Genomic DNA, 22,606 nt, shown 5'->3' on the forward strand with positions numbered 1-22,606 from the left:
TGAAATGTCTCCCTGCCAACCGGACCCTTTTCCCGTGCGAATTCGTCCGGACAGCGTCGCGGCTGTGTACCCGCCTTCGCATTTACAGGGATGACAACATGAGTGGTTACGGCTTTCTTTTCAGTATCTTCCTGCTGGTTCTGGCGAGCGCCTTCTTTTCCGCCGCCGAAATCTCGTTGACCGCCGCCAAGCGCACCAAGCTGCATGTGCTCATGGAAAAGGGGGATCCGCAGGCGATCAAGGTACTCGCCCTCAAGGAACAACCGGGCAATTTCTTCACGGTTGTGCAGATCGGCGTGAACGCGGTCGCCGTGCTCGGTGGCGTGCTTGGCGAGAGTTTCCTGACCGGCTATCTGTTCGCATGGCTCTCGCCGCTCACCGATCAGGCACTGGCCTTGCGCCTGTCGGCCATCGGCTCGTTCCTGTTCATCACGATCGCCTTCATCCAGTTTGCCGACCTGATCCCCAAGCGTCTCGCGATGGTCAACCCCGAGCGCGTTGCCATGGGCATCATCGATCCGATGTTGCTGTGCCTGAAGGTGCTGCGGCCCCTCGTCTACCTCTTCAACGGCGTGGCGAACCTGTTCCTGCGTCTGCTCAAGCTACCGACGCATGCCATCGAAAACATCACGTCCGAAGACATCGCGGCGATGGTCGGTGCCGGTGCGCAGGCAGGGGTGGTGCGCAAGCAGGAGCTCCATCTGATCGAGAACGTCTTCGAACTGGAATCGCGCACCGTCGGCTCGGTCATGACGTTTCGCGACGACGTGGTGTTCTTCACCATCGCCGAGGACGAGCGCAGCATTCGCGAGAAGATCACGCAAAGCCCGCATTCGAAGTACCTCGTGTGCCGGGACGACATCGACAACGTGCTCGGTTACGTTGACTCGAAGGATTTGCTCCAGCGCATCGCCAGCGAAGACCTGTCGAGCGTGATTCGCAATCTGGACCGCCTTTACGCAAAGAAGCTGCTGGTGATTCCCGACACGCTGAATCTGTCCGAAGCGCTGGCACGCTTCAAGGAAACCCGCGAAGGCTTTGCCGTCATCATCAATGAATACGGTCTGGTGGTCGGTGTGGTGACGCTCAACGACATCGTGGGCGCACTCATGGGCGATGTGATTCACCCCGCCGACGAAGATCAGATCGTGCAGCGCGACGAGCACTCGTGGCTCGTCGACGGTGTCACGTCGGTCGAAGACGTGAAGAAAGCGCTCGATATCGACACGCTGCCCGGTGAAGGCGAATTCGAGACCATCGCGGGGTTCATGATCTATCAGCTCAAGCGCATTCCGAAGAAATCGGAGGCCACCGAGGCCGCGGGCTACAAGTTCGAAGTGGTCGATATCGACAACTACAAGATCGACCAATTGCTTGTCACGCGGCTGGGTCCGGTGGCCGAGGCCGCTATCGCGGCATCGCAGGCAACTAAGGCACCGAAGCAGGCATCGTAGCCAGCACCTCGGTCAACCGGTCGGTTAATCCACCATCGCGCTGCGTGGGGCGCGCGATGGCCGACGCTATCACCTGCCACGGCGCGTAGAGCCATACCTGACGGCGTGCTCGCGTCACCCCCGTATAAATCAATTCCCTCGACAACACCCGACTCGACTGCTCGGGCAACACCATCGCCACCCGCTCGAATTCCGAGCCCTGCGACTTGTGGATCGTCATGGCGAACGCGGTTTCGTGCGCCGGCAGACTGGCCGGGGAATAAAGACGATACCCGCCGTCTGGCGTGGCGAAAGCCACACGCAGCGTGCCCGACGGTCCGAGCGGCAACGCAATCCCGATGTCGCCGTTGAACAGGTTCAGCGCATACTCATTCTGCGTCACCAACACCGGACGCCCCGCAAACCACGCGCCCCCTCCGGCGCCGAGCGCCATCCCGGCGCGACGCGCGAGCAGGGCCGTCAGTTGCGTCCCAAGAAGCTCGACGCCGCGCCGACCGCCGCGTGTCGCACACAACACGCGGAACTGGCCGAACGCCGCGAACACCGGCTGTGCGACCATCGCCACGTCGGCGGCCGTGGCCGCCGCCGGATCGCCAAGCTGCCCGATCGTCGTCACCGCTTCGGCCAGCGCCGCAAGGTACGCCGAATACCCGTCCGCCAGCGCGTTCAGATTCGCGGCAGACAACTGCACGCCGCCGTCCTCACTGAAGATCACTTGGTCCTCGACGGTCGCGGCGGGCGCGTTCGCCGATCCGATGCTGGCGAGCGCCCCGTCGTCCGGGACGGTGCACGCCTTGCGCGCCTCGATGACCTTGCCCGCCTTGATGGCCGCAGCGAGACGGCCGATCGCCGAGTTTTCCCCGAAGCGATACGTCCGCTCCAACCAGATGACGGTGTCTTCCAGACCTCGCGACACGCGCACGCTCCCCCCCGCGGCCCGCGTCACCCCGGTCTCGACGACGGCCAGAGGCCCCGAGCGCGGCGGTGCGTCGACAGGCCATTCCAGCGCGGACAACAGTCGCATGCGCATGTCCGGCGAGAACATGCGTTGTGCACTCAACTCTCCGAAGACGGCCCCCGCCTCGACCGCCGCCAGTTGATCCTTGTCGCCCAACAGGATCAGGCGCGCGCCTTCGGGTACCGCTTCAAGCAATTGTGTCGCCATCGACAGATCGATCATCGACGCCTCATCCACGACGATCAGATCGTAGGGCAGCGGATTGCCGGCGTGATGGCGAAAGCGCCGCCCCACTTGCTCGGCCGATTCAGGCAACACACCCAGCAGCCGATGCAATGTCACGGCCGCCTCGGGCAACGCCCGGCGAACCGTCTCCGGGAGATCCTGACGCGCCGTCAATGCCTCCTGCATGCGTTGCGCCGCCTTCCCCGTGGGCGCGGCGAGTGCCACGCGCAGGTTCTCATCCCGCTCCAGCAGACAGGCCAGCAAGCCCACTACGGTGGTCGTCTTGCCCGTGCCCGGCCCGCCGCTGAGGACAACCAGCGGGCGTTGAAGCGCCAGCGCTGCGGCTGCCATCTGCCAATTCGGTTCACGCTGCCCGTCCGGCGACACCAGCACGCCCTCGCCAAAGTACCGGCGCAAACGTGCGCGATCCTCAGTGGTGACCGGTGTGCGCGTGGTCGGCGACAACTTGCGCCCGAGTGCTGCCGCCAACCGCGCTTCATAGCTGTAATAGCGTGCCAGATAGAGACGGTCGCGGTCGTCGAGCAGCAGCGGGTAGGCGTCGGCGTTCGCGTTGCCGGTGAGTGCCGCCGCCAGACTGGCGGGGGCACACAAGCCGCTGGCAAAAAGCGCCTCACGCCACGCGGACAAGGCGGGCGCATCGCCGGGAAACAGTTCGCCGCTGGCTTGCCCGTCGAGCAGGTTATCGAGCGGCACACAGACGTGACCTTCGGCCGTGGCGAGACTTACCGCGAGGGCAGCGCGCCAGACGTAGCGGCACGTGAGTTCGTCCGCCCCGTGTCCACGCGCAAGCCATGTCATTCGGCGCGCGAAGCCCTGCGCCAATCGCACCACGCCGCTGTCGGCCAGCGAGGCGCCGGACGCCTCTGCCCGATGTCGCATATCGCTCATGCGCCCGCCTCGTCGGCACTGGCCCTCGCGCCGTTGTCCGGCACGTCGAGCGACAGGGCGTGTGCCAGCGCGGCGTTTTCGCCCGCGGCGAACAGCCGGTCGAGTGCATCGACCATCTCGCGCGATGGCTTGTCGAAGAACACACCGGGGACCTCGTCACCGGACAGATGCGCACTCGCCCAGTCGGGCCGGACGCCCCGGATAAACAGATAGAGACTGCCCCCCATATCGCGGTCGTATTCGTAGTCGGCCAAGCGGCGTTTCAAGTAGCGATGCAATGCCAGCGTATAGAGCAGATATTGGAGATGATAGCCATGCTCGGCCATCGCTTCGCGCAGACCGTCCGCGCCATAGTTTTCCGGCGCAGTCCCGAGGTAGTTCGACTTCCAGTCGAGGATCCACCACTGGCCGCCGTGCCGGAACACCAGATCGATGAAGCCCTTGAGGTATCCACGCAGCACCGTGGCATCGAGCGGCAAATCGGGGTAACCGAACTGGCGCAACACGCCGCGCAATGCCTCAAGCGACACGGCATCGGCGGGATACGTGAATTCCATTTCGGTGAGCCGTTCGGCCAGCGCCACATCGGCCAGTTGCAGACCGGGGCGCAGTGGCGTGGCGACGGTATCGGCCAGCATGTTAGTCATCATGGCTCGCCACGTCTCGTTGTGCTCGGCGCCACGCCCCGGTGGTCGTTCGCGCAGGGCGCGCGATACGGCATGCTGCCATTGCGCGCGCGTTTGAAAATCGGCGAGTTCGAACACACGGTGCAGGCTCTCGCCGGCGGCCGGCCCGCGCGGGAAACGAAGAATGTCGTCGGCGGGTGGCCAGGCGTCGTCCCCCTCGGGCGGCAACGCGAAGGTCGGCCCGGCATTGGCCTGCGCATCGTAATCGGGACGCGTGCGCTCCGGCGCACTGAGTTGACCACCGCCCAGTTGCGGACCGGTGTGCATTCCCGCCAGCAGCCCCGAGAAGCTACCGATTCGCCAGACTTCGCGCAAGGCGCGAGCGCTCGCGCGTGGGCTGAGCTGCGGCGCCGCATCGTGGACGACACGCGTGCCGGCGTCCAACGTCTCACCCATCGGCAACGGCACGACGGCGATCGGCCCCCCGGCCAGCGTCGTCCATGCCGACCGGATTGCGGCCACGCGTTCGTCGGTATCGAGCGTCGAAGACACCCACGCGTCGAATGTCGTGCCCTGTCCGGCCGCAAGCCAGTTGAGCATGCCGCCGCACGCTTCCTTGACGCTGCGTCGCGAGGCATAAATGCCTGCCGCCAGGTAGCAACGGTAGACCGCACGCGTCAGCGCAACGTACAACAGTCGCGCCTGCTCCGCCGATTGCTCCTGCCGTAGCGCGGCGGCGGCCGGTGAACCCTTGCCCGTCGCATCGGTGAAGTCGATGACGGCCGTCGGACCATCGTGATATTCGAGCCCTTCGAGGCTCCCGCCATCGCGCACCGCGCCGTCCCAGAGAAACGGGCAGAACACCACGCCGTACTCAAGGCCCTTTGACTTGTGCACCGTCACGATCTGCACCAGGTTCTGATCGGACTCGAGACGCAATTGCGCTTCCTCGCCGCCGCCCGCACTGCGCTGCGACGCGAGCCAGCGCAGCAGCGCGGGCATGCCCGGCTGCTCGGCCCAACGGGCCTGCGCCAGCTCCGCCAGATGCATGAAGTTCGTCAGACGCCGCTCGCCACCGGGCTGCGCGACCAGACGTGCCGCGAGCCCCAACTCGCGCATCAACGTGCGCCACATCGCCGAGAAGCCACGGTCGATCCATAACTGGCGATAGCGTTGCAGACGCTCGATCCACGCGATGGCTTCCGCGTCGGAAGCCTCGCTGGTCTGCATGCGATACAGCGCCGTAGCGTCGAGTCCGAACAGCTCGGTCGCCAACGCGGCGCGCAGCGCCCGCACGTCGCCGGGCGATGCCACCGCACTCAGCACCCGCAGCAGCGTTTGCGCCTCCTCGCTCGCAAACACTGAGTCCTGCGTCAGCTCCACACTGCCCACGGCATGCTGCGCAAGCATCGCCTTCATCAGCGCACCTTGCCGGTGCGTTTGCACGATCACGGCAATGTCGCCGGGAGCCAACGCGCGTTCGCCCACGAGAACGTCGCCGCGCGACGCGCCGGCCAGCAAGCGCGCCACTTCGGCCGCCGTCGCGCGCGCGCACGCCTGCTGCGCTTCGTCTTTCGACAGCGGCTCGTCGTCGTCCGGCAGCCACCAGACGGTGAGATCGGCCACATCACGCACATCCGTGAACGATGCACGCTGCCGCGCCCCCGCGCGCACCGGCGGATAGTCGAGTCCTTCAAGCACGAACGCCCGATCATTGGCACCGAACAGACGATTGCCCGCCTCGATGATGGCGGGGGTCGAGCGTTGATTCACGGCCAGCGTGTAAGCTGCGTCGGCGTTCTCGCGCGCCGCCAGATACGTATGCAGATCCGCAGCGCGGAAACTGTAGATCGCCTGCTTCGGATCGCCCACCATGAACATCGGCCCGCGGCCGGCGTTGTGCGAAGCGACTGCCCGCTGTCCGTACACCGCGCTGAAAATGTCGAATTGCAGCGGGTCGGTATCCTGGAACTCGTCGATCAGCGCGCACGGATATCGCTCGCGCAGGGCTGCCGCGAGATCGGGGTGCTGGGTCAGTGCCCGTGCAATATTGCCAAGCAGGTCGTCGAACGACACCACGCGCAACTCGCGCTTGCGAAGCGCCAATTGGTCGGGCGCCTGGATGAGCCACTCGCGCAACATCCGCAGCCATTGCATCGCGTAGCGCTCGTGTGCGTCGGCACGTGCTTGCACCAGCCCATCGGCCATGCCGAAGAAGCGGTGGTCGGGAGGCGTCTCACCCTTTTTGATGTCCTTGGCAAGGCGCGTCGTCGTGAGCAGTTCCGCCTTCGGGCTCAGCAGCGCCCCGGCATCGTGCGCGCCCAGGTAGCGTTGCCAGGCCGATACCGCCTGCGCGAGCGATGCCTGGTTATAAATGTTTTTCTTGTACGACGGCAATGCACCGCGCATCAGGTCAGCGATCACCGAGGCTTCGGCGTCCCAGCACTCACACGCCGCTGCGTAGCTCGCAAGCCATGCAGGGTCCGCCGACGTTTGCGTGTCTGCCGACACCGCCGGCGGCCAGCGTAATTCCGACATCGGCTTCTTCAGCCGGCGCGCCAGTTGCTCCGTGAGCGTGCCCGGCGAGCGTTTGGCATCGACCAGCCACGCCGCGAATCCATCGTCCTGCGCGGCCAGCGGTTCGACCACGCGGCGCCAGAATTCGACGGCCAGATCGTGGCGCACACCGTTGTCGTCCGGTACGAGTTCGTAGGCGAACGGCAATCCGGCGGCAAACGGCACCTCGGCGAGGGCACGTTGGCAAAAGCCGTGAATGGTGTGAATCGAGGCCTGATCGAATCCGCGCAATGCAGCTTGCAGACAGGCGCGAATGGCCTTCGACGTCATGTCACCGCGCTCGATCAACCCCGCGATCATCACGTTGAACAAGGGATCGTCGCTCGCCTCGGGATCGAAATCGGGGATGTCGTCGCCCTCGTCACCCTCGTCGGTCTCTGCTGCGTCGTCGTCCTCCCCGAATACCGGCGCCATCGCGGCGACCAGTCCGGCCAGCCGTCCGCGAATCCGTTCGCGCAACTCCGCCGTGGCGGCATTGGTAAAGGTGACGACAAGAATCTGCTCGACCGTCAATTGCTTTTCGAGCAGCAAGCGCACGTAAAGCGCGCAGATGTTCCAGGTCTTGCCAGTACCGGCCGACGCTTCGATCAGGCAAATGCCGTCGAGGTTGCAACCGAAGACATCGAGGTCGATGAGTTGCGTCATGCGCCCTCCGCCATGTCGAGGTGTTTGACCACCGGGCCGAACAACAGATCGGCGAGCAGATCGAACGGCGACGCCAATGGGTCCTCCACGCCGCGCCAGATCAGTCGCGTGTACGGATCGTCCACGTCGCCACGTGCGAACGCCGACCCGAGCCACGCGTTTTGCGCCTCGCCCGGCTTGCCGGTACTCGCCAACTTCCAGGCACTTCGGGCGAAAAAAGGCAACGGCCGCGTCTGGCCGAGGCGGTACAGCGCTACCCATTGCCCCAACAGCGCCGCCGCATCTTCCACCGGCCGCAACGCGAACGTCTCGTCTTCGCCGTACCAGAGCGTTCTGGCCGCCACGTCCAGCCCGGCGTGCTCAGGCTGCTGCAGATGCGCACAAAGCGCCAAATGGGCCAACCACGCCGCGAGCAGATCGCTCGGACGCAGGCTTCCGTACCGATACATCACCAGCCCGTAACGCGATACCGGGGCCAAACGCCCCTGCAACAGGCAGTCCGCACGCAATGTGGCATCGCCATGCCACGCGGTGTCCGTCGACGCAAGCCATGACGGCGGCAACGCCGGCGCCAACGGCAGCGTCACCTGTAGCTCCTGCGTGCCCTCTGCTTGCGCCTCCCGTACCTGCGATGCCAGCGCACGCAGACCACCCAGTTCTCTGCGCCGCCAGACGGCACCCGTCGCCCCGCCCGGCAACTCGTGACTGACCTTGGCAATACGCTCGATCGCGTCGGCATTCGCGTGTTCGTCGCGCCCATCGTGGCGTAACAGGCGCGGCAGCAGTCGCGCCGCGAGCGCGTCGCGTCCGGCCCAATCGAGCACGAACGGCTCTTCGTCGTCGACCTCCGTGACCCAGTCACCGAGCGAGAGTCCCAGCCGGTCACGCGCCCAGGCTCGGCCAGGGTGGCGCCAGAAACGCAACAGGTCATCCAACGTCAAATGGGTTTGGACCACGGCGGGCAACGGTTCGCGCACGAATGGCACGGCGGGGGCGCTTGGTGCGGGAGACGCCAATTGGTCCGCCAACTGCTGCGCCGCCTCGCCATTGGCCGCGTCGTAGCTGTAGAGCGACGCATCGTGTCCGTCGTAATATGCCGGAGAAAACGGCTGGAGCGGATGCGACACGGCAAGACGCTCGCGGGCTTCGCGCTGGTCGTCGAGGCTGTACCCCTGCGACACCGGCGCGAGCAACTGCCCTGCGAAGTCGAGCAATTCGTCCACGACCGTCGATGGCGGCAACGGGGCATTGTCACGCACGCTTCGCCCCGTGTAGGTCATCAGGAAACGGGCCTGCGCGCTCAACATCAGATCGAGGAAGAGATTGCGCTCGTCGTCGCGCCGCTGGCGATCACCGCGCTGCGGCAACGCGCGCATGAGGTCGAACTCGTCGGCGCGTACGCGCCCGGGCAAAACGCCGTCGTCCATGCCGATCATGCACACGACACGGTAAGGCAGCAGGCGCAGGCTGGGGATCGCCGCAAACGTCACGCGCCCCGACGGCACACCACCGCGGGTCGGGTCATCGAGCGCATTGGCCAACACGCGCGCCACCACGTCGACGGGCAGCTGCACGTCGGGCGCACCATCGGCCATCGCCGAGCCGACCTGCTCGATGGCCATGCGCACCTCGGCAACATCGTCGGCAAAACGCGGCTCGTCGGAGAAGAATTGCTCCAGCATCGCCAGCAACTGGTCGCGCCATGCAAGCCCGGTGCGCGCCGTTTGCAGTGTCACGGCATTGGCGTCGAGATCGTCGATGAGCCGTGCCAATTGCCCGAGCCATTCGGCACGCCCGCCCTCGATTCCCCCGACAGGGAGCCAATCGTCGACCGGCAGCGCATCGTCAGGCAAGGCGTAGCCGAGAAACAGCCGCATCATCGCATCGCCCAACGTGTGTCGCTCCAACGTCGGTGAGGCTTCTGCCGTGCATGGCGCAGACGCCTGCGGCGTGTCGAGCCGCAGCAGGGCGTCACCACGCCAGCCACGTCGCGCGCCGGCGGCATGCAACCAGTCCTGAATGGCGTCGAGCACGTTGCCGCCGAGATCGTAGCGTTGCGCAATGGCCTCCGTGCGTGCCAGCTCCACCAGGCTCGACGCCGCCACCCGCTGCTGCGCCAAGGCCAGAATCGAGGCGAACGCACGCGCGACGGGATTGGTCCGCGTCGGCGGCAGCCCAGTCACCAGATAGGGAATGCGTGGCGTTGCGGTGCCGAACACGGCGTCGATGAGCGGGGCCGCGCGCCCGAGATCCGGCACGGTCACGAGCACATCGTCGGGACGCAAATCGGGAATCTCGTCGAAGCACGCCAACAACTGGTCATGCAGCACTTCGATCTGGCGCGCCAGGCTATGACATACATGCACCTGCACCGAACCGTCGGCACTCACACCATCGGGCGCGCCGTGGCGGCCGTCGTCCAGCGTGAGAATGCCGTTCTGCAGGGCAGCGAGCAGCGTCGGTGCGGGATTGGGCTGGAACAGCGCCCGGTCCTCCACCGCCTGCGGCGCGAGGTCGGCATACAGCGCGTCGATATGTGATTGCGTCTGGCGCCCCCACTCGGCCAGCAACGGATGGCCCACTTCCCGGTGCGCTACCCCGTCGCGCCGCGCCAGATAAGACAGCCGCGACGGCGGCACGATGTCGAACCAGTAGCTCTCGCACGGATTGAGGACATACAGGCGCACGTCGATCAGACGGGACATCGCCTTGAGCAGCGCCATTGAGAGCGGCGGCATCGACGACAGCGCGAACACCGACACGCGCGACGGCCATCCGGCCGGCACGGTCTCCGGCGTCAGTGCCTCGATCCGGTCGATGGCCCGCAGCGTCGGGTGACGCTCGCGAATCTCGAGATGCGCCAGCACCTGCTGCCACAAGGCGCTCTGCCACGCTTCGTCGGCACGCTGCATGTCGCCCCAGCCCGTGGCCGCCCCCGGTGTGATCGTTTCGCCCGATTGCCACCGCTCGAGCCAGTTCGGCCGGTACGTCAGGTATTGGTCGTAGAGATGCGCCAGACGGTCGGCCAGCTCGAAGCGCATGACATCGTCCGCGCCGGCCAGATAGCCCGCCAGTCGCGGCGAGGCAGCGACCCACGGCTGGCCGAGACACTGGTACAGCGGCCAGACTAGCCGGTCCGGCGCAAACGGCGAACTCTCGGGCACCGAGAGCAATTGACCCGCCATGTCCCACAGCCATTGGGCGAGGTACGTCAGACGAACGTTCGCACACACGCCGAAGACGTCCGCATAGTCCAGTTCGAGCCGGCGCCGCACCGCCACACTTGGCACGACGACGGTTTCCGTCTCGAACGGATTGCCCGATTTCCCCGCGCTGCCGGGCGCCTGTGCGAGATCGCGCAACAGGGCGGCTTCGAGCGTGGTGAACCGGTTGGAAAAGAATAGGTGGAGCATGCGGGCGTGGCGGCTGAGCGAGTCTGATCGCAAGCATAACAAAAGCCTCCCGACAAAACCGATCGGGCAGATCCGAAAACCTGCCCCGTCATGAGTGACGGCCGCCCCGCACGCCGTTGCCGGCCATCGGCACGCCGCGTATCACCGGCCGCGCCCCCTCTTCGCGGCGTGCGGGGCTTCGGCTAGACTCTCACTGCACCGCGCCCTACCCCGCCGCGCGGCCAGCTTTGCTGCGGAACCCTCGCACCCGACGCATGGACTACCAGACCGATATCAAGAAGTTTCTTTATAGCCATTACTTTTTCACCGGCACCCGTCAGGCCTTGGGGGTCGTATTGCCGGCGCTCGTGCTCTTCTGGGGGATGGGCCAGCACCTGCTCGGCATCGAGGTCGCCTCGGGGGCGCTGTGCGCGAGCGTGGTCGACATCAACGGGCCGCTGCGTCACAAGCACGCCGAACTACTCAGTTGCACACTGCTCGGTGCCCTCACGGTGCTGATCACTGGCATGGCCACTGCCGCACAGCCGTGGCAGCTCTGGATCACGTCGCTGATCCTGACATTCGGCCTGTCGATGCTCGTGATCTATGGCTATCGCGCGTCGCTGGTGAGTTTCGCCTGCCTGATGATGATGGTGCTCAACGTCGAGGGCGATCTCACGCGGCACCAGGCCGTGCTCGATGCCGGCGCCGTGCTCGCGGGCGGCCTCTGGTACACCTACTTCAGTCTCATCGTCTGCCGTGTCTGGTGGTTTCGCATCGAACAGCAGACGCTTGCCGAGTGCTTCTTCGTCACGGCGCAGTACCTGGAAGCCAAGGCGGCGTTCTACGACACGTCGACCGATATCGACGATTGCTACCGGCGACTGATCGCCGCGCAGGTCAACGTCGTGGAAAAGCAGCAGGCGGCGCGCGAAATCATTCTGCGCAACCTGCCCCGCCTGCGCACCGGCACGCTGGAGCCGCGCCGCACGATGCTGTTCAACCTGTTCATCAACATCGTCGATCTGCATGAGGTCGTGGTGTCGGTGCACACCGATTACCCGATGCTGCGCCGGGAGTTCGCCGACCATGACGTGCTCCTGTTTTTCCGCGACATGATCCGGAAGATCGCCAACGAAGTCGATGCGATCGGCTACGCCATCGCCACCAACGAGCCGTCGCGGGCACAGCGCAGTTGGCGCGCGGAGTTCCGCGCCATCGAGTACGAGATCGAACTGATGCGCAAGCAGTTGCTGCCACAGCGTTCGCCCGAAGCCTATCAGGCGCTGACGAACACGTTCCGCCGGGTCTGGAGCAGCACGCGTGTCGTGGAGCGCATGCACCGCAACACGAATCTCGCCACGGCGGGGTCGGCCACCGAAGTGCAGATCGATCAGGCGCTCGTTCGCTTCACGTCGCGACAGAGCTATTCTCCGAAGTTGCTCTGGAAGAATCTGACTTTCTCCTCACCGAGCTTTCGCCATGCGTTGCGGGTGACGATTGCCATTACGGGCGGGATGATCATTTGCGAGAACTGGTCGCTGCTCGCCGGGCAGGCACACAGTTACTGGGTGTTGCTCACGATCATCGTGATTCTGAAGCCCGGCTTCAGCCTGACCAAACAGAAGAACGCCCAGCGTCTGACGGGCACGCTCCTGGGGTGCGTCAGCGTGCTGATCATCCTCGCCTTTGTGCACAAGGCGTGGGTGCTGCTCGTCCTCATGTTCTTCTGCATGGTCATGGGCAACAGCCTGTCGCTGTTCAATTACGGCCTGTCGGTCGTCTTCATGTCGTCCTACGTGCTGTTGCTGTTCCACTTCCTGCTCCCCGGGTCGCTGTCCGTGATCGGCGAGCGCGCGATCGACACGCTGATCGGCTCCGCCGTGGCACTCGTGTGCTCGTATCTGTTCCCGTACTGGGAATACCGCCTGATGGGGCCGCTCATCCGGCAGGCGGTGCAGTCCACGCGTGCCTACCTGGAATCGTGCACCGGTCGCGACGGCAAGCGCGACGACCTCGCGTATCGCATGGCCCGCAAGGATATGCACATTGCGTTCGGGAATTTCGGGGCGGCGTTCAAACGGATGATGCTGGAGCCCAAGTCCAAACAGGTCTCGGTTGGGGAACTCAACGATCTGCTGGTCCAGAACCATGTGATGGCGTCCTACATCACGGGGATGTCGGACGTGCTGCCGCGTCAGATTGCGGCGGACAGGAGCGGCGAACTGGGACAGGTCGTCGCCGCCATCAGCGATCTGCTCTCGCAGGCCGTTGCGGCCCCGGCCGCGTCCGTGCCGACGGACGCGCAGGCCGCAAGCGAAGCACTGCGCGACTACACGCGACGCCTCGATGCGCTGGTCGTCGCCCAGGAGCAGCAGCCCGGCACACCCGAGGCCCACGTGCAGGAGATCAAGCAGGTGGTGCATCAACTCAAGCAGATGCTCCGGGCGGGCGAGTTGATCCTGCGCGACATGCGGGCCATTCGCCTGCCGGCCTGACCTGGCGTGGCGTCGCTGCGCCGCGCCACCCCAGTTGTCTGACGCGTTCAACCGATCCGTCAGGCGATGCCCGTGCGCGTGGCGTAGTGATACAGGTCGACGTCCCGGTCCAGCCCAAGTTTGCGCATGGCGTTGGTCTTCTGCGAGCTGACCGTCTTGACGCTGCGACTGAGCTGGAACGCGATCTCGCTGATGGTCAGCCCCGAGACGAACAGCCGCACCACTTCCACTTCGCGGCCCGAGAGCTTCGACGCATCGATCTCGGTGTCGTCGACCACCGAGTCGTGTAGCCGCGTCGCCAGCCCCGCCGGAATGTAGCGGCTGCCGTCCGCCACCACGCACACGATATCGGCGATCGAACTCTGCTCGTCGAGCTTCGAGAGAATGGAATGCACACCGAGCTTGAGCATGCCGCGAAGAATCGCCAGATTCTCCAGCATCGTCACGACGATGATCTTGATGTGCGGGAAATACCGGCGCACATAGCCGATCAGAAACAGGCCGTCCTTGAAATTGCCCCCCGGCATCGAGAAATCGGTCACGAGAATGTCGCATGGCGACTTGCCCAGCAAATTCACGAGTTCTGACGAATTGCCCGCCTCGCCGACCAGATGAATCATTTCCCGCTCTTCGAGCAGACGTCGTATTCCATAGCGCACAATCGGATGGTCGTCCGCGACCACGACATTGATCGTCATCGTTGTCCCCCTCCCTTTATTCGTCATCTGGCAGCACCGTCATCGCCGCACGACACGTACGGAGCTTCGCGCCTGCCATCGCGGCGAAGCGAGTCCATTCTGGCAAAAAGGGATCATGTCGGCCGGTTGGGAAACGTCACATAGACGATGCGCGCGCGCCTCCCTGCCACGCGGCGTGGTCAATGCGCGAGCGCCCCGCATGCTGCCCGATAGAGCGGGCACTGCGGTCTAACGGCTTGACGGGACTCGCCCAGAGGTGAAATTGCTCAGACGCCCGCCAGCGCAGTCTGTGCTACTCGCGTTACCGGTATTCCGATGATTCGCCACGTGTGTTTCCGACATTCCAATTGCGAAGTTCGGAATTACCTTAAACACCAACGCCCGATTTAGTGATCGGCCTGTTGTCTGCGTCGGAATATGCGTAGTCGGGAGAGGAAGGCATGCCGACGCGGCACCGGTCGAGCCTTGTCTCGACCAGGACGTGGCGAGGGTTGCCGGATTGCGTGTTACTTCTGCGCGTCGCGGCCATTGGCCGGGATAGCGATCGGGCCAACCGCCGCGGATGCCTTCATCGCCGACGCTTCGCCATCGGTCCCGCCCTCGGGCGGCAACCCATGCCAACCGCCGCCGAGCGCCGTCACGAGCAGCACGTTGGCCGTGAACTGACGACCGAGAATCGCCAGCGCCGTACGCTCCGTGGTGTACGCCGTCGTCTGGGCCGTCAAGACGTTCTGGAACCCGACGGTGCCCGCCTTGTACTGATTGAGAATGAGCTGCAGCGCTTCACGCGACGACTGCACCGCCTGGTCTTGCACGGTGGCCTCGCGTCCCAGATAGTTCAAGGCGGCGAGATTGTCCTCCACCGCCTGGAATGCGGTAAGCACCGTCTGACGGTAGGTCGCGACCTGCGCGTCGTACGCCGCGATCGCCGCGTCGGTCTGCGCACGGCGCAGGCCGCCGTCGAAGAGCGTGGCCGCCAGCGCCGGGCCGACCGACCAGAAGCGGCTTGGCAGCGTCAGCCAGTCGGCGAACGTGCTGCTTTGGAAGCCGCCCGTGGCCGAGAGTGAAAGGGTCGGGAAGAAGGCGGCCTTGGCCACGCCGATCTTCGCATTCGCCGCCGCCACCGAGCGCTCGGCCGCGGCAATATCGGGGCGCCGTTCCAGCAACGTCGACGGCAGGCTCACCGGCACCGTCGGCAACGCGGCACGCAATGGCGCCGGCGTGAGCGCAAACACCGCCGGGGCCTTGCCGACGAGCAGCGCGATCGCATGCTCCAGTTGGGCCCGCGTCACTTCGATATCGAGCGCCGAGGCCTGCGCCGACTGCAGTTGCGTCTGCGCCTGAATCACGTCGGAGCGCTGCGCCACGCCGACAGCGTACTGATTTTGCGTAAGCTTGAGCGTCTGCTCATACGCGGCGACCGTACGATCGAGCAGCGCCTTCTGGGTGTCCGTCACTCGCAGGTCGAAGTAGTTCTGCGCGAGCAGCGCCTGCGCCGAGAGACGCGCGTTGGCCAGATCGGCCGCACTCGCCTCGGCGCTCGCATTGCCGGCCTCGACCGAGCGGCGCACGCTGCCCCAGATGTCGGGTTCCCAGCTTGCCGTGCCCGACAGGCTGTAGCTGTTCGAGATGCCGCCCGCCCCCGATCCGCTCACCGCCGTGCTGCTCACGCGCGAGCTGGCGCGCGTGACGCCGCCATTGGCGCCGATCGTCGGGAAGAACGCCGAGCGGGCCTGCGACGCGACGGCCAGCGCTTGCCGATAGTTGGCCTCGGCGACCTTGATGTTCTGATTGTCGACGTTGACCTGTGCCATCAACTCGGAAAGCACCGGGTCCTGGTAGATCGCCCACCACTCGCCCTTGGAGGCCGCATCGCTGGGCTCGGCAAGCTTCCAGTCTCCGGTCTCCTTGAACGCTGCAGGGGTACTGATGCTCGGACGCACATAGTCCGGCCCCACGGCACAGCCCGCAAGCCACAGCACGGCGCTTGCGGCCAGCCACGTGGCGGCGCGGCGCATGCGCGGTGGCGTCCCCACGCACCGCGCTTGACTCACAGCCGCGGCGGCAGCGGCAGGCGCATGAGAACCCACGGCGGCGACTTGACGATTCAGGATACGGGACATGGCACACATCGGCCCTTCGGCCGGAACAGTAGTTTCAAAAGACGCACCGGGAGGCAACGCACCGGCGCGCACGCGGCGCTGGCGACGAACGGCATCAGCCATGCCCCACCTCCTCGGCGTCGCGCCGGCCACCGTCACCATGTGCACGCCATCGCGCCCAGCGCAGCCGCAAGCGGTCGAGATACAGATATACGACGGGCGTCGTATAGAGTGTGAGCACCTGGCTCACGAGCAAGCCACCCACGATGGAGATGCCCAGGGGCTGACGCAGCTCCGCGCCGTCGCCCGTCCCCAGCGCGAGCGGAATCGCACCAAGCATGGCGGCCATCGTCGTCATCATGATCGGGCGAAAACGCAGCAGGCACGCGTGGTAGATGGCCTCGCGCGGCGGCATCTTCTGGCGCCGTTCGGCATCGAGCGCGAAGTCGATCATCATGATCGCGTTCTTCTTCACGATACCGATCAGCAGAATCACCCCGATCAGCGCGATGATGCTGAACTCGGTATTGAAGAGCAGCAACGCCAGCAACGCCCCAACGCCCGCCGACGGCAGCGTCGACAGGATGGTGAGCGGATGAATGTAGCTTTCGTAGAGCACGCCCAGCACGATATACACCGTGAGCAGCGCCGTCAGGATCAGTACCGGCTGCGATGACAAGGCCGACTGGAACGCCTGCGCCGTCCCCTGGAAGCTGCCATGTACCGACGTCGGCATGCCCAGCCGGGCGACGGCCTCCTGGACAGAGGCTTGCGCGGCCGACAACGACACGCCCGGCGGCAGATTGAACGAAATCGTGCTCGCGGCGAACTGTCCCTGGTGCGAGACGCCCAGCGCCGTGTTCGTTGGGCGGTAACGCGCGAAGGCCGAGAGCGGCACCTGTGCCCCGGCCGAGGTCACCACATAGATATCCTTGAGCGACTCGGGGCTTTGCCACCATTGCGGCGCGACCTCCATCACGACCTTGTACTGATTGAGCGGGTTGTAGATGGTCGAGACCTGCCGCTGCCCGAACGCGTCGTTGAGCACGCTATCGATCTGGCTCATCGTCAGCCCCAGGCGCGATGCCTGATCGCGATCGACGTCGAGCGTCGTCTGCAGGCCCTTGTCCTGCTGGTCGGTGTTGACGTCGACGAGATTCGGCAGGTGCGAGAGCGCATTGCGCACCTTCGGCTCCCACTCGCGCAACTGCTGAAGGTCATCCGCCTGCAGCGTGTACTGGTATTGCGCGTTACTCGCCCGTCCGCCCACGCGAATATCCTGCACCGACTGCAGATAGAGCATCGCGCCAGGCTCCTTCGCCAGTTTGCCCCGCAATCGCGCGATGACCCGATCGGCCGAGATCTTGCGCTGGCCCAGCGGTTTGAGCGTGACAAACATCAAGCCGCCGTTGCGGTTCGACCCACCGGTAAAGCCCGTGACGGTCGACACGTCCGGATCGGCCTGCACGATCCTGATGAAGTCGGCCAGCTTCTTCTCCATGGCCTGGAACGAGATCGCCTGATCGGCCTGGATGAAGCCGATCATTCGCCCCGTGTCCTGCTGCGGGAAGAAGCCCTTCGGCACCACGGTATAAAGCCAGACATTCAGGCAGATCGTCGCGAACAGAATCCCCAGCATCAGCGGCCCGTGACGCAACGCCCATGACAGCGAGCGTTCATACTCGCGCAGCATGCCGTCGAACATGCGCTCGGTCCATCCGCCCAGGCGTGTCCAGACGGACGGGCGCGACGGCCGATCGGGCGCGCCCGGCGCAGGTTTGCCCTTGAGCAGACGCGCGCACATCATCGGCGTGGCCGTGAGCGAGACGACCAGCGAGACCAGGATGGCTGCCGAGAGCGTGACGGCGAACTCGCGGAACAGGCGCCCCACGATGCCGCCCATGAGCAGCAGCGGGATGAAAACCGCCACCAGCGAAATGCTCATCGAGAGCACCGTGAAGCCGACTTCGCGCGTGCCCTTGAGCGCGGCAGCGAACGGACTCAGCCCGTCTTCGATATGTCGGGAGATGTTCTCGAGCACCACGATGGCGTCGTCGACCACGAACCCGGTCGCAATGGTAAGCGCCATGAGCGACAGGTTATCCAGGCTGAAGCCGCACAGGTACATCACCCCGAACGTGCCGATCAGCGAGACGGGCACCGCCACGCTGGGAATGAGCGTCGCGCGCCAGTTCCGCAGGAAGAGGAACACCACCATGATGACGAGCGCAATCGAGATCAGCAGCGTGCGCTCGACTTCCTTGAGCGATGCCCGGATCGTCGGCGTGCGGTCCATCATCACGTCGAGATGGATGGCCGCCGGGATCGAGGCGCGCAGCACAGGCAGGATCTTGGTGATGCCGTCGACCGTCTTGATGATGTTCGCGCCCGGCTGCGTCGTGATGACGAGCACCACCGACGGCTTGCCGTTGGCCGACCCGGCGTTGCGCAAGTCCTGCACCGAATCGACCACATCGGCGATATCGGACAGACGCACCGGACGGCCGTCGCGATAGCTGACGACGACCGGAAGATAGTCCTTGGCAGTCTTCGCCTGATCGTTGGCGAGAATCTGCCAACGCAGATCGCCGTCTTCGAGCGCGCCCTTCGGCCGGTTCGCGTTGGCGGCCTGAATCGTCGTGCGCACCGTCTCGAGCGGGATCTGGTACTTGTTGAGCGCCGTCGGGTTGAGCTCGACGCGCACCGCCGGCAGCGAACTGCCGCCGACGGTCACATCGCCCACACCTTCGAGCTGAGAGATCTTCTGCGCGAGGATGGTCGACGCGGAGTCGTACATCTGCCCGCGCGTCATGCTGTCCGACGTGAGCGCGAGAATCATCACCGGCGCGCTCGCGGGATTCACCTTGCGATAGGTTGGGTTGCTCGGCAGACCCGATGGCAGCAGGCTGCGCGCCGCATTGATGGCCGCCTGCACGTCGCGCGCCGCCCCGTTGATGTCGCGCGAAAGGTCGAACTGGAGCGTGATGCGGGTCGAGCCCAACGCGCTGCTCGACGTCATCTCCGTCACCCCGGCAATACGGCCGAGCGAGCGCTCCAGCGGCGTGGCCACGCTCGCGGCCATCGTCTCGGGACTCGCGCCAGGCAGCGACGCCGAGACCGAGATCGTCGGGAAATCGACCTGCGGCAGCGGTGAGACGGGCAGCAGGCCGAACGCGACGATGCCTGCCAGCGTCACCCCGACGGTGAGCAGAACGGTCGCGACCGAGCGCTTGATGAAGACGGCCGACAGGTTCATCGCGCCGGGCCGCCTGTGGTTGCCGGGCCGTCACCGCCAGCGCCTGGGCTGCCATGATCGCCATGCCCCGGATCGTCCGGCGGCCCCGAGGTGTCGAAATGCCGATCCCGCCACGCGCGTGCCCGCGCGGCCCAGCGGTCGAACCACAGGTAGATCACCGGCGTGGTGAACAGCGTGAGCACCTGACTGACCATCAGCCCGCCCACCATTGTGATGCCGAGCGGCTGGCGCAGCTCGGAGCCCACGCCTGAGCCGAGCATCAGCGGCAGCGCCCCCAGCACGGCAGCCATCGTCGTCATCAGGATCGGCCGGAAACGCAGCAGGCACGCCTGATAAATCGCCTCGCGCGGCGCCATGCCCTGTTCGCGCTCCGCCTCGAGCGCAAAGTCGATCATCATGATCGCGTTCTTCTTCACGATGCCGATCAGCAGGATGATGCCGATGATCGCGATGATGCTGATATCGTTGCCCGAGACCATCAGGGCAAGCAGCGCGCCGACACCGGCCGACGGCAGCGTCGACAGGATCGTGATCGGGTGGATGTAGCTCTCGTAGAGCACGCCCAGCACGATGTACATCGTCACGACCGCCGCGAGAATCAGCCACAGCGTGTTCGAAAGCGACGCCTGGAACGCCTGGGCGGCGCCCTGGAACGTCGTCTGCGTGCTCACCGGCAGGCCAATGGACTGCTCGGCGGCGGTGATCGCCTTCACGGCGTCGCCCAGCGATGCGCCCTTGGCGAGGTTGAACGAGATCGTGGCGGCCGGGAACTGGGCCTGGTGGTTGATCGCCAGCGGGGTGGGCTTCTCGATGATCTTCGCGAACGACGTGAGCGGCACCTGCACCCCCGAGGTCGACGCAACGTAAATGCCCTTCAGTGCGTCGGGCCCGCGCTGGAAGTCGTCGCCCACTTCGAGCACCACGCGGTATTGCGACGCCTGTGTGTAGATCGTCGAGATCAGTCGCTGGCCGAACGCACTGTAGAGCGTCTGGTCGACGGCGGCGGGCGTCACGCCCAGGCGGCTCGCCGTGTCGCGGTCGATGTCCACATACGCCTGCAAACCATTGACTTGCAGATCGCTCGTCACGTCGGCCAGTTGCGGCACGTGTTGCAACGTGTTGACGAGCTTCGGCACCCAGACACCGAGCGTATCGAGACTCGGGTCCTGCAGCGTGAACTGATACTGCGTTCGGCTGATGCGGTCTTCGATGGTCAGGTCCTGCACCGGCTGCATATAGAGCGCGATGCCGGGCACGTTCGCGACCTCGGGCTGAATGCGACGAATGACTGCCGAGGCATCCAGCCCGCGCACGCCCTTGTCTTTCAGATTGATGAGCAGGCGCCCGCTGTTGAGCGTGGTGTTCACCCCGTCCACCCCGATGAACGACGAGACCGATTCGACGGCCGGGTCCTTGAGCACGGCGGCGACCAGCGCCTGCTGGCGCTCACCCATTGCCGCAAACGAGATTGACTGCGGCGCTTCGGAAATCCCCTGGATCACGCCCGTGTCCTGCACCGGGAAGAAACCCTTCGGTACCCACAGGTACAGGAGCACCGTGAGCACGAGCGTGCCGAGCGCTACGAACAGCGTGGCCGTCTGGCGATCGAGTACCCACGTAAGCCACTCACCGTACTTCGCAATGATGCGGTCGAACATCTCGCCCGTCTTGCGGTAGAACTTGCCCTGCTTCTCTTCGGGCACGTGACGCAGCAACTTCGCGCACATCATCGGTGTGAGCGTGAGCGACACCACGGCCGAGATCAGGATCGACACCGCCAGCGTGATCGCAAATTCGCGGAACAGACGACCGACGACGTCCCCCATGAACAGCAGCGGGATCAGCACGGCGATCAGCGAGAACGTGAGCGAAATGATGGTGAAGCCGATCTGCTCCGCGCCCTTGAGCGCCGCCTGCAGCGGCTTTTCCCCCTGCTCCATGTAGCGCGCGATGTTCTCGATCATCACGATGGCGTCGTCGACCACGAAGCCGGTCGCGATGGTAAGCGCCATGAGCGTGAGGTTGTTGATCGAGAAGCCGGCCAGGTACATCACGCCGAACGTGCCGACGAGAGACAGCGGCACCGCCACGCTCGGGATGATCGTCGCCGAGACGTTGCGCAGGAACAGGAAGATCACCATCACCACGAGGGCGACGGCGAGCAGGAGTTCGAATTGCACGTCGGAGACCGAGGCGCGGATCGTCGTGGTGCGGTCGGTCAGCAACTTCACGTCGATGCTGCCCGGCAGCGAGGCCTGCAGCTGCGGCAGCAGTGCCTTGACCCGAGTGACTGTCTCGATCACGTTCGCGCCCGGCTGGCGCTGCACGTTCAGCACGATGGCCGGCGTGGTATCGGCCCACGCGGCGAGCTTGGTGTTCTCTGCGCCGTCAATGACGTCGGCAATGTCGGAAAGGCGGATCGGCCCGCCGTTCTTGTACGCGATGACCAGGTTGCGATACGCGTCGGCCGATGCGAGCTGGTCGTTGGCGTCGATGGTCGACGCACGCAGCGGGCCGTCGAAGCTGCCCTTCGCCTGATTGACATTGGCCGCGGCAACCGACGTGCGGACGTCTTCGATATTCAGTCCGTACGATGTAATCGCGCTGGGATTGACCTGAATGCGCACGGCCGGGCGCTGGCCGCCCGACAGGCTCACCAGGCCGATCCCGGGCAACTGCGAGATCTTCTGCGCCACGCGCGTGTCGACCAGATCCTCGAGCTTGGGCAACGGCAGGGTCTTCGACATGATCGCCAGCGTCAGGATCGGCGTGTCGGCCGGATTGACCTTGCTGTAGATCGGCGGCATCGGCAGATCGGTCGGCAGCAGATTACTGGCGCTGTTGATCGCGGCCTGCACTTCCTGTTCGGCAACGTCGAGCCCGAGATTGAGCGAGAACTGCAGCGTGATCACCGACGCGCCACCCGAACTGGTGGACGACATCTGCTTCAGGCCCGGCATCTGACCGAACTGACGCTCCAGCGGGGCCGTCACCGATGAGGTCATCACATCCGGGCTCGCGCCGGGATAGAGCGTCACCACCTGAATGGTCGGATAGTCGACTTCCGGCAGTGCCGAGAGCGGCAGCAGCCGGTAGGCGACGAAACCGGCAAGCAGGATGGCCAGCATCAGTAACGATGTGGCGACCGGTCGGAGAATAAACGGGCGGGACGGATTCATTGGCTACGTCGAAGGGCGTCTCTGGGGGCCGTGGGCCTGGCGTGGGCGGGGCGTGGGCACGCGATGTCGTGCGACGTCACGCGTGAG

Annotated in this window: 9 protein-coding genes; 2 read left to right on the plus strand and 7 right to left on the minus strand. The window is 65.2% G+C overall.

The features are described 5' to 3' along the window. Window positions 1-98: 98 nt before the first annotated feature. Window positions 99-1,454 (plus strand): polyamine export protein PaeA, encoded by a 1,356-nt coding sequence (gene paeA / locus PTE31013_RS05040; protein WP_150611746.1) that lies wholly within the window; start codon window positions 99-101, stop codon window positions 1,452-1,454. On the opposite strand, the gene recD is transcribed toward paeA, so the two are convergent. From recD to recC, 3 genes are read right to left on the minus strand one after another with little or no spacing between them, the layout of a single operon-like run. Continuing rightward, window positions 1,429-3,546, minus strand: coding sequence for an exodeoxyribonuclease V subunit alpha (gene recD / locus PTE31013_RS05045; protein ID WP_174978435.1), 2,118 nt, complete (start codon window positions 3,544-3,546; stop codon window positions 1,429-1,431). The two genes, paeA and recD, sit on opposite strands and share 26 nt — an antisense overlap. Beyond that, window positions 3,543-7,394 carry an exodeoxyribonuclease V subunit beta gene (recB, locus tag PTE31013_RS05050; RefSeq protein WP_150611747.1) on the minus strand — a complete coding sequence of 1,284 codons (3,852 nt, stop codon included), beginning with the start codon at window positions 7,392-7,394 and terminating at the stop codon, window positions 3,543-3,545. Before recB ends, recD begins: the two co-directional genes overlap by 4 nt. After that, window positions 7,391-10,807, minus strand: a complete 3,417-nt coding sequence (gene recC, locus PTE31013_RS05055) for an exodeoxyribonuclease V subunit gamma (RefSeq protein WP_150611748.1) — start codon at window positions 10,805-10,807, stop codon at window positions 7,391-7,393. The genes recB and recC overlap by 4 nt, the downstream gene beginning before the upstream one ends. A 254-nt stretch (window positions 10,808-11,061) precedes the next feature. On the opposite strand from recC, the gene PTE31013_RS05060 reads away from it, so the two are divergent. Next, window positions 11,062-13,284 (plus strand): FUSC family protein, encoded by a 2,223-nt coding sequence (locus tag PTE31013_RS05060; RefSeq protein WP_150611749.1) that lies wholly within the window; start codon window positions 11,062-11,064, stop codon window positions 13,282-13,284. A 59-nt stretch (window positions 13,285-13,343) separates the two neighbouring features. Here PTE31013_RS05060 and PTE31013_RS05065 read toward each other — a convergent pair whose 3' ends face one another. The 4 genes from PTE31013_RS05065 to PTE31013_RS05080 all read right to left on the minus strand — a co-directional run bounded on the left by PTE31013_RS05065 (window position 13,344) and on the right by PTE31013_RS05080 (window position 22,519). Beyond that, window positions 13,344-13,982 (minus strand): response regulator, encoded by a 639-nt coding sequence (locus tag PTE31013_RS05065; protein ID WP_174978436.1) that lies wholly within the window; start codon window positions 13,980-13,982, stop codon window positions 13,344-13,346. Window positions 13,983-14,488: 506 nt separating this feature from the next. Continuing rightward, entirely contained in the window at window positions 14,489-16,000 is a 1,512-nt protein-coding gene (locus PTE31013_RS05070) for an efflux transporter outer membrane subunit (RefSeq protein WP_150612183.1), read from the minus strand. A gap of 199 nt (window positions 16,001-16,199) precedes the next feature. Then, window positions 16,200-19,340, minus strand: a complete 3,141-nt coding sequence (locus PTE31013_RS05075) for a multidrug efflux RND transporter permease subunit (protein ID WP_150611751.1) — start codon at window positions 19,338-19,340, stop codon at window positions 16,200-16,202. Continuing rightward, a complete protein-coding gene (locus tag PTE31013_RS05080; protein ID WP_150611752.1) occupies window positions 19,337-22,519 on the minus strand; it encodes an MdtB/MuxB family multidrug efflux RND transporter permease subunit in 3,183 nt (1,060 codons plus the stop codon). Before PTE31013_RS05080 ends, PTE31013_RS05075 begins: the two co-directional genes overlap by 4 nt. Window positions 22,520-22,606: the final 87 nt, after the last annotated feature.

The organism is Pandoraea terrigena (assembly GCF_902459705.1).
In the GTDB taxonomy this organism is placed as follows: Bacteria; Pseudomonadota; Gammaproteobacteria; order Burkholderiales; family Burkholderiaceae; genus Pandoraea; species Pandoraea terrigena.

Coding starts and splice junctions, on each gene's coding strand:
- PTE31013_RS05080 (WP_150611752.1), bottom strand. CDS start 22,519: ATGAATCCGTCCCGCCCGTTTATTCTCCGACCGGTCGCCACATCGTTA.
- PTE31013_RS05070 (WP_150612183.1), bottom strand. CDS start 16,000: ATGCGCCGCGCCGCCACGTGGCTGGCCGCAAGCGCCGTGCTGTGGCTT.
- PTE31013_RS05060 (WP_150611749.1), top strand. CDS start 11,062: ATGGACTACCAGACCGATATCAAGAAGTTTCTTTATAGCCATTACTTT.
- PTE31013_RS05065 (WP_174978436.1), bottom strand. CDS start 13,982: ATGACGATCAATGTCGTGGTCGCGGACGACCATCCGATTGTGCGCTAT.
- paeA (WP_150611746.1), top strand. CDS start 99: ATGAGTGGTTACGGCTTTCTTTTCAGTATCTTCCTGCTGGTTCTGGCG.
- recC (WP_150611748.1), bottom strand. CDS start 10,807: ATGCTCCACCTATTCTTTTCCAACCGGTTCACCACGCTCGAAGCCGCC.
- PTE31013_RS05075 (WP_150611751.1), bottom strand. CDS start 19,340: ATGAACCTGTCGGCCGTCTTCATCAAGCGCTCGGTCGCGACCGTTCTG.
- recB (WP_150611747.1), bottom strand. CDS start 7,394: ATGACGCAACTCATCGACCTCGATGTCTTCGGTTGCAACCTCGACGGC.
- recD (WP_174978435.1), bottom strand. CDS start 3,546: ATGAGCGATATGCGACATCGGGCAGAGGCGTCCGGCGCCTCGCTGGCC.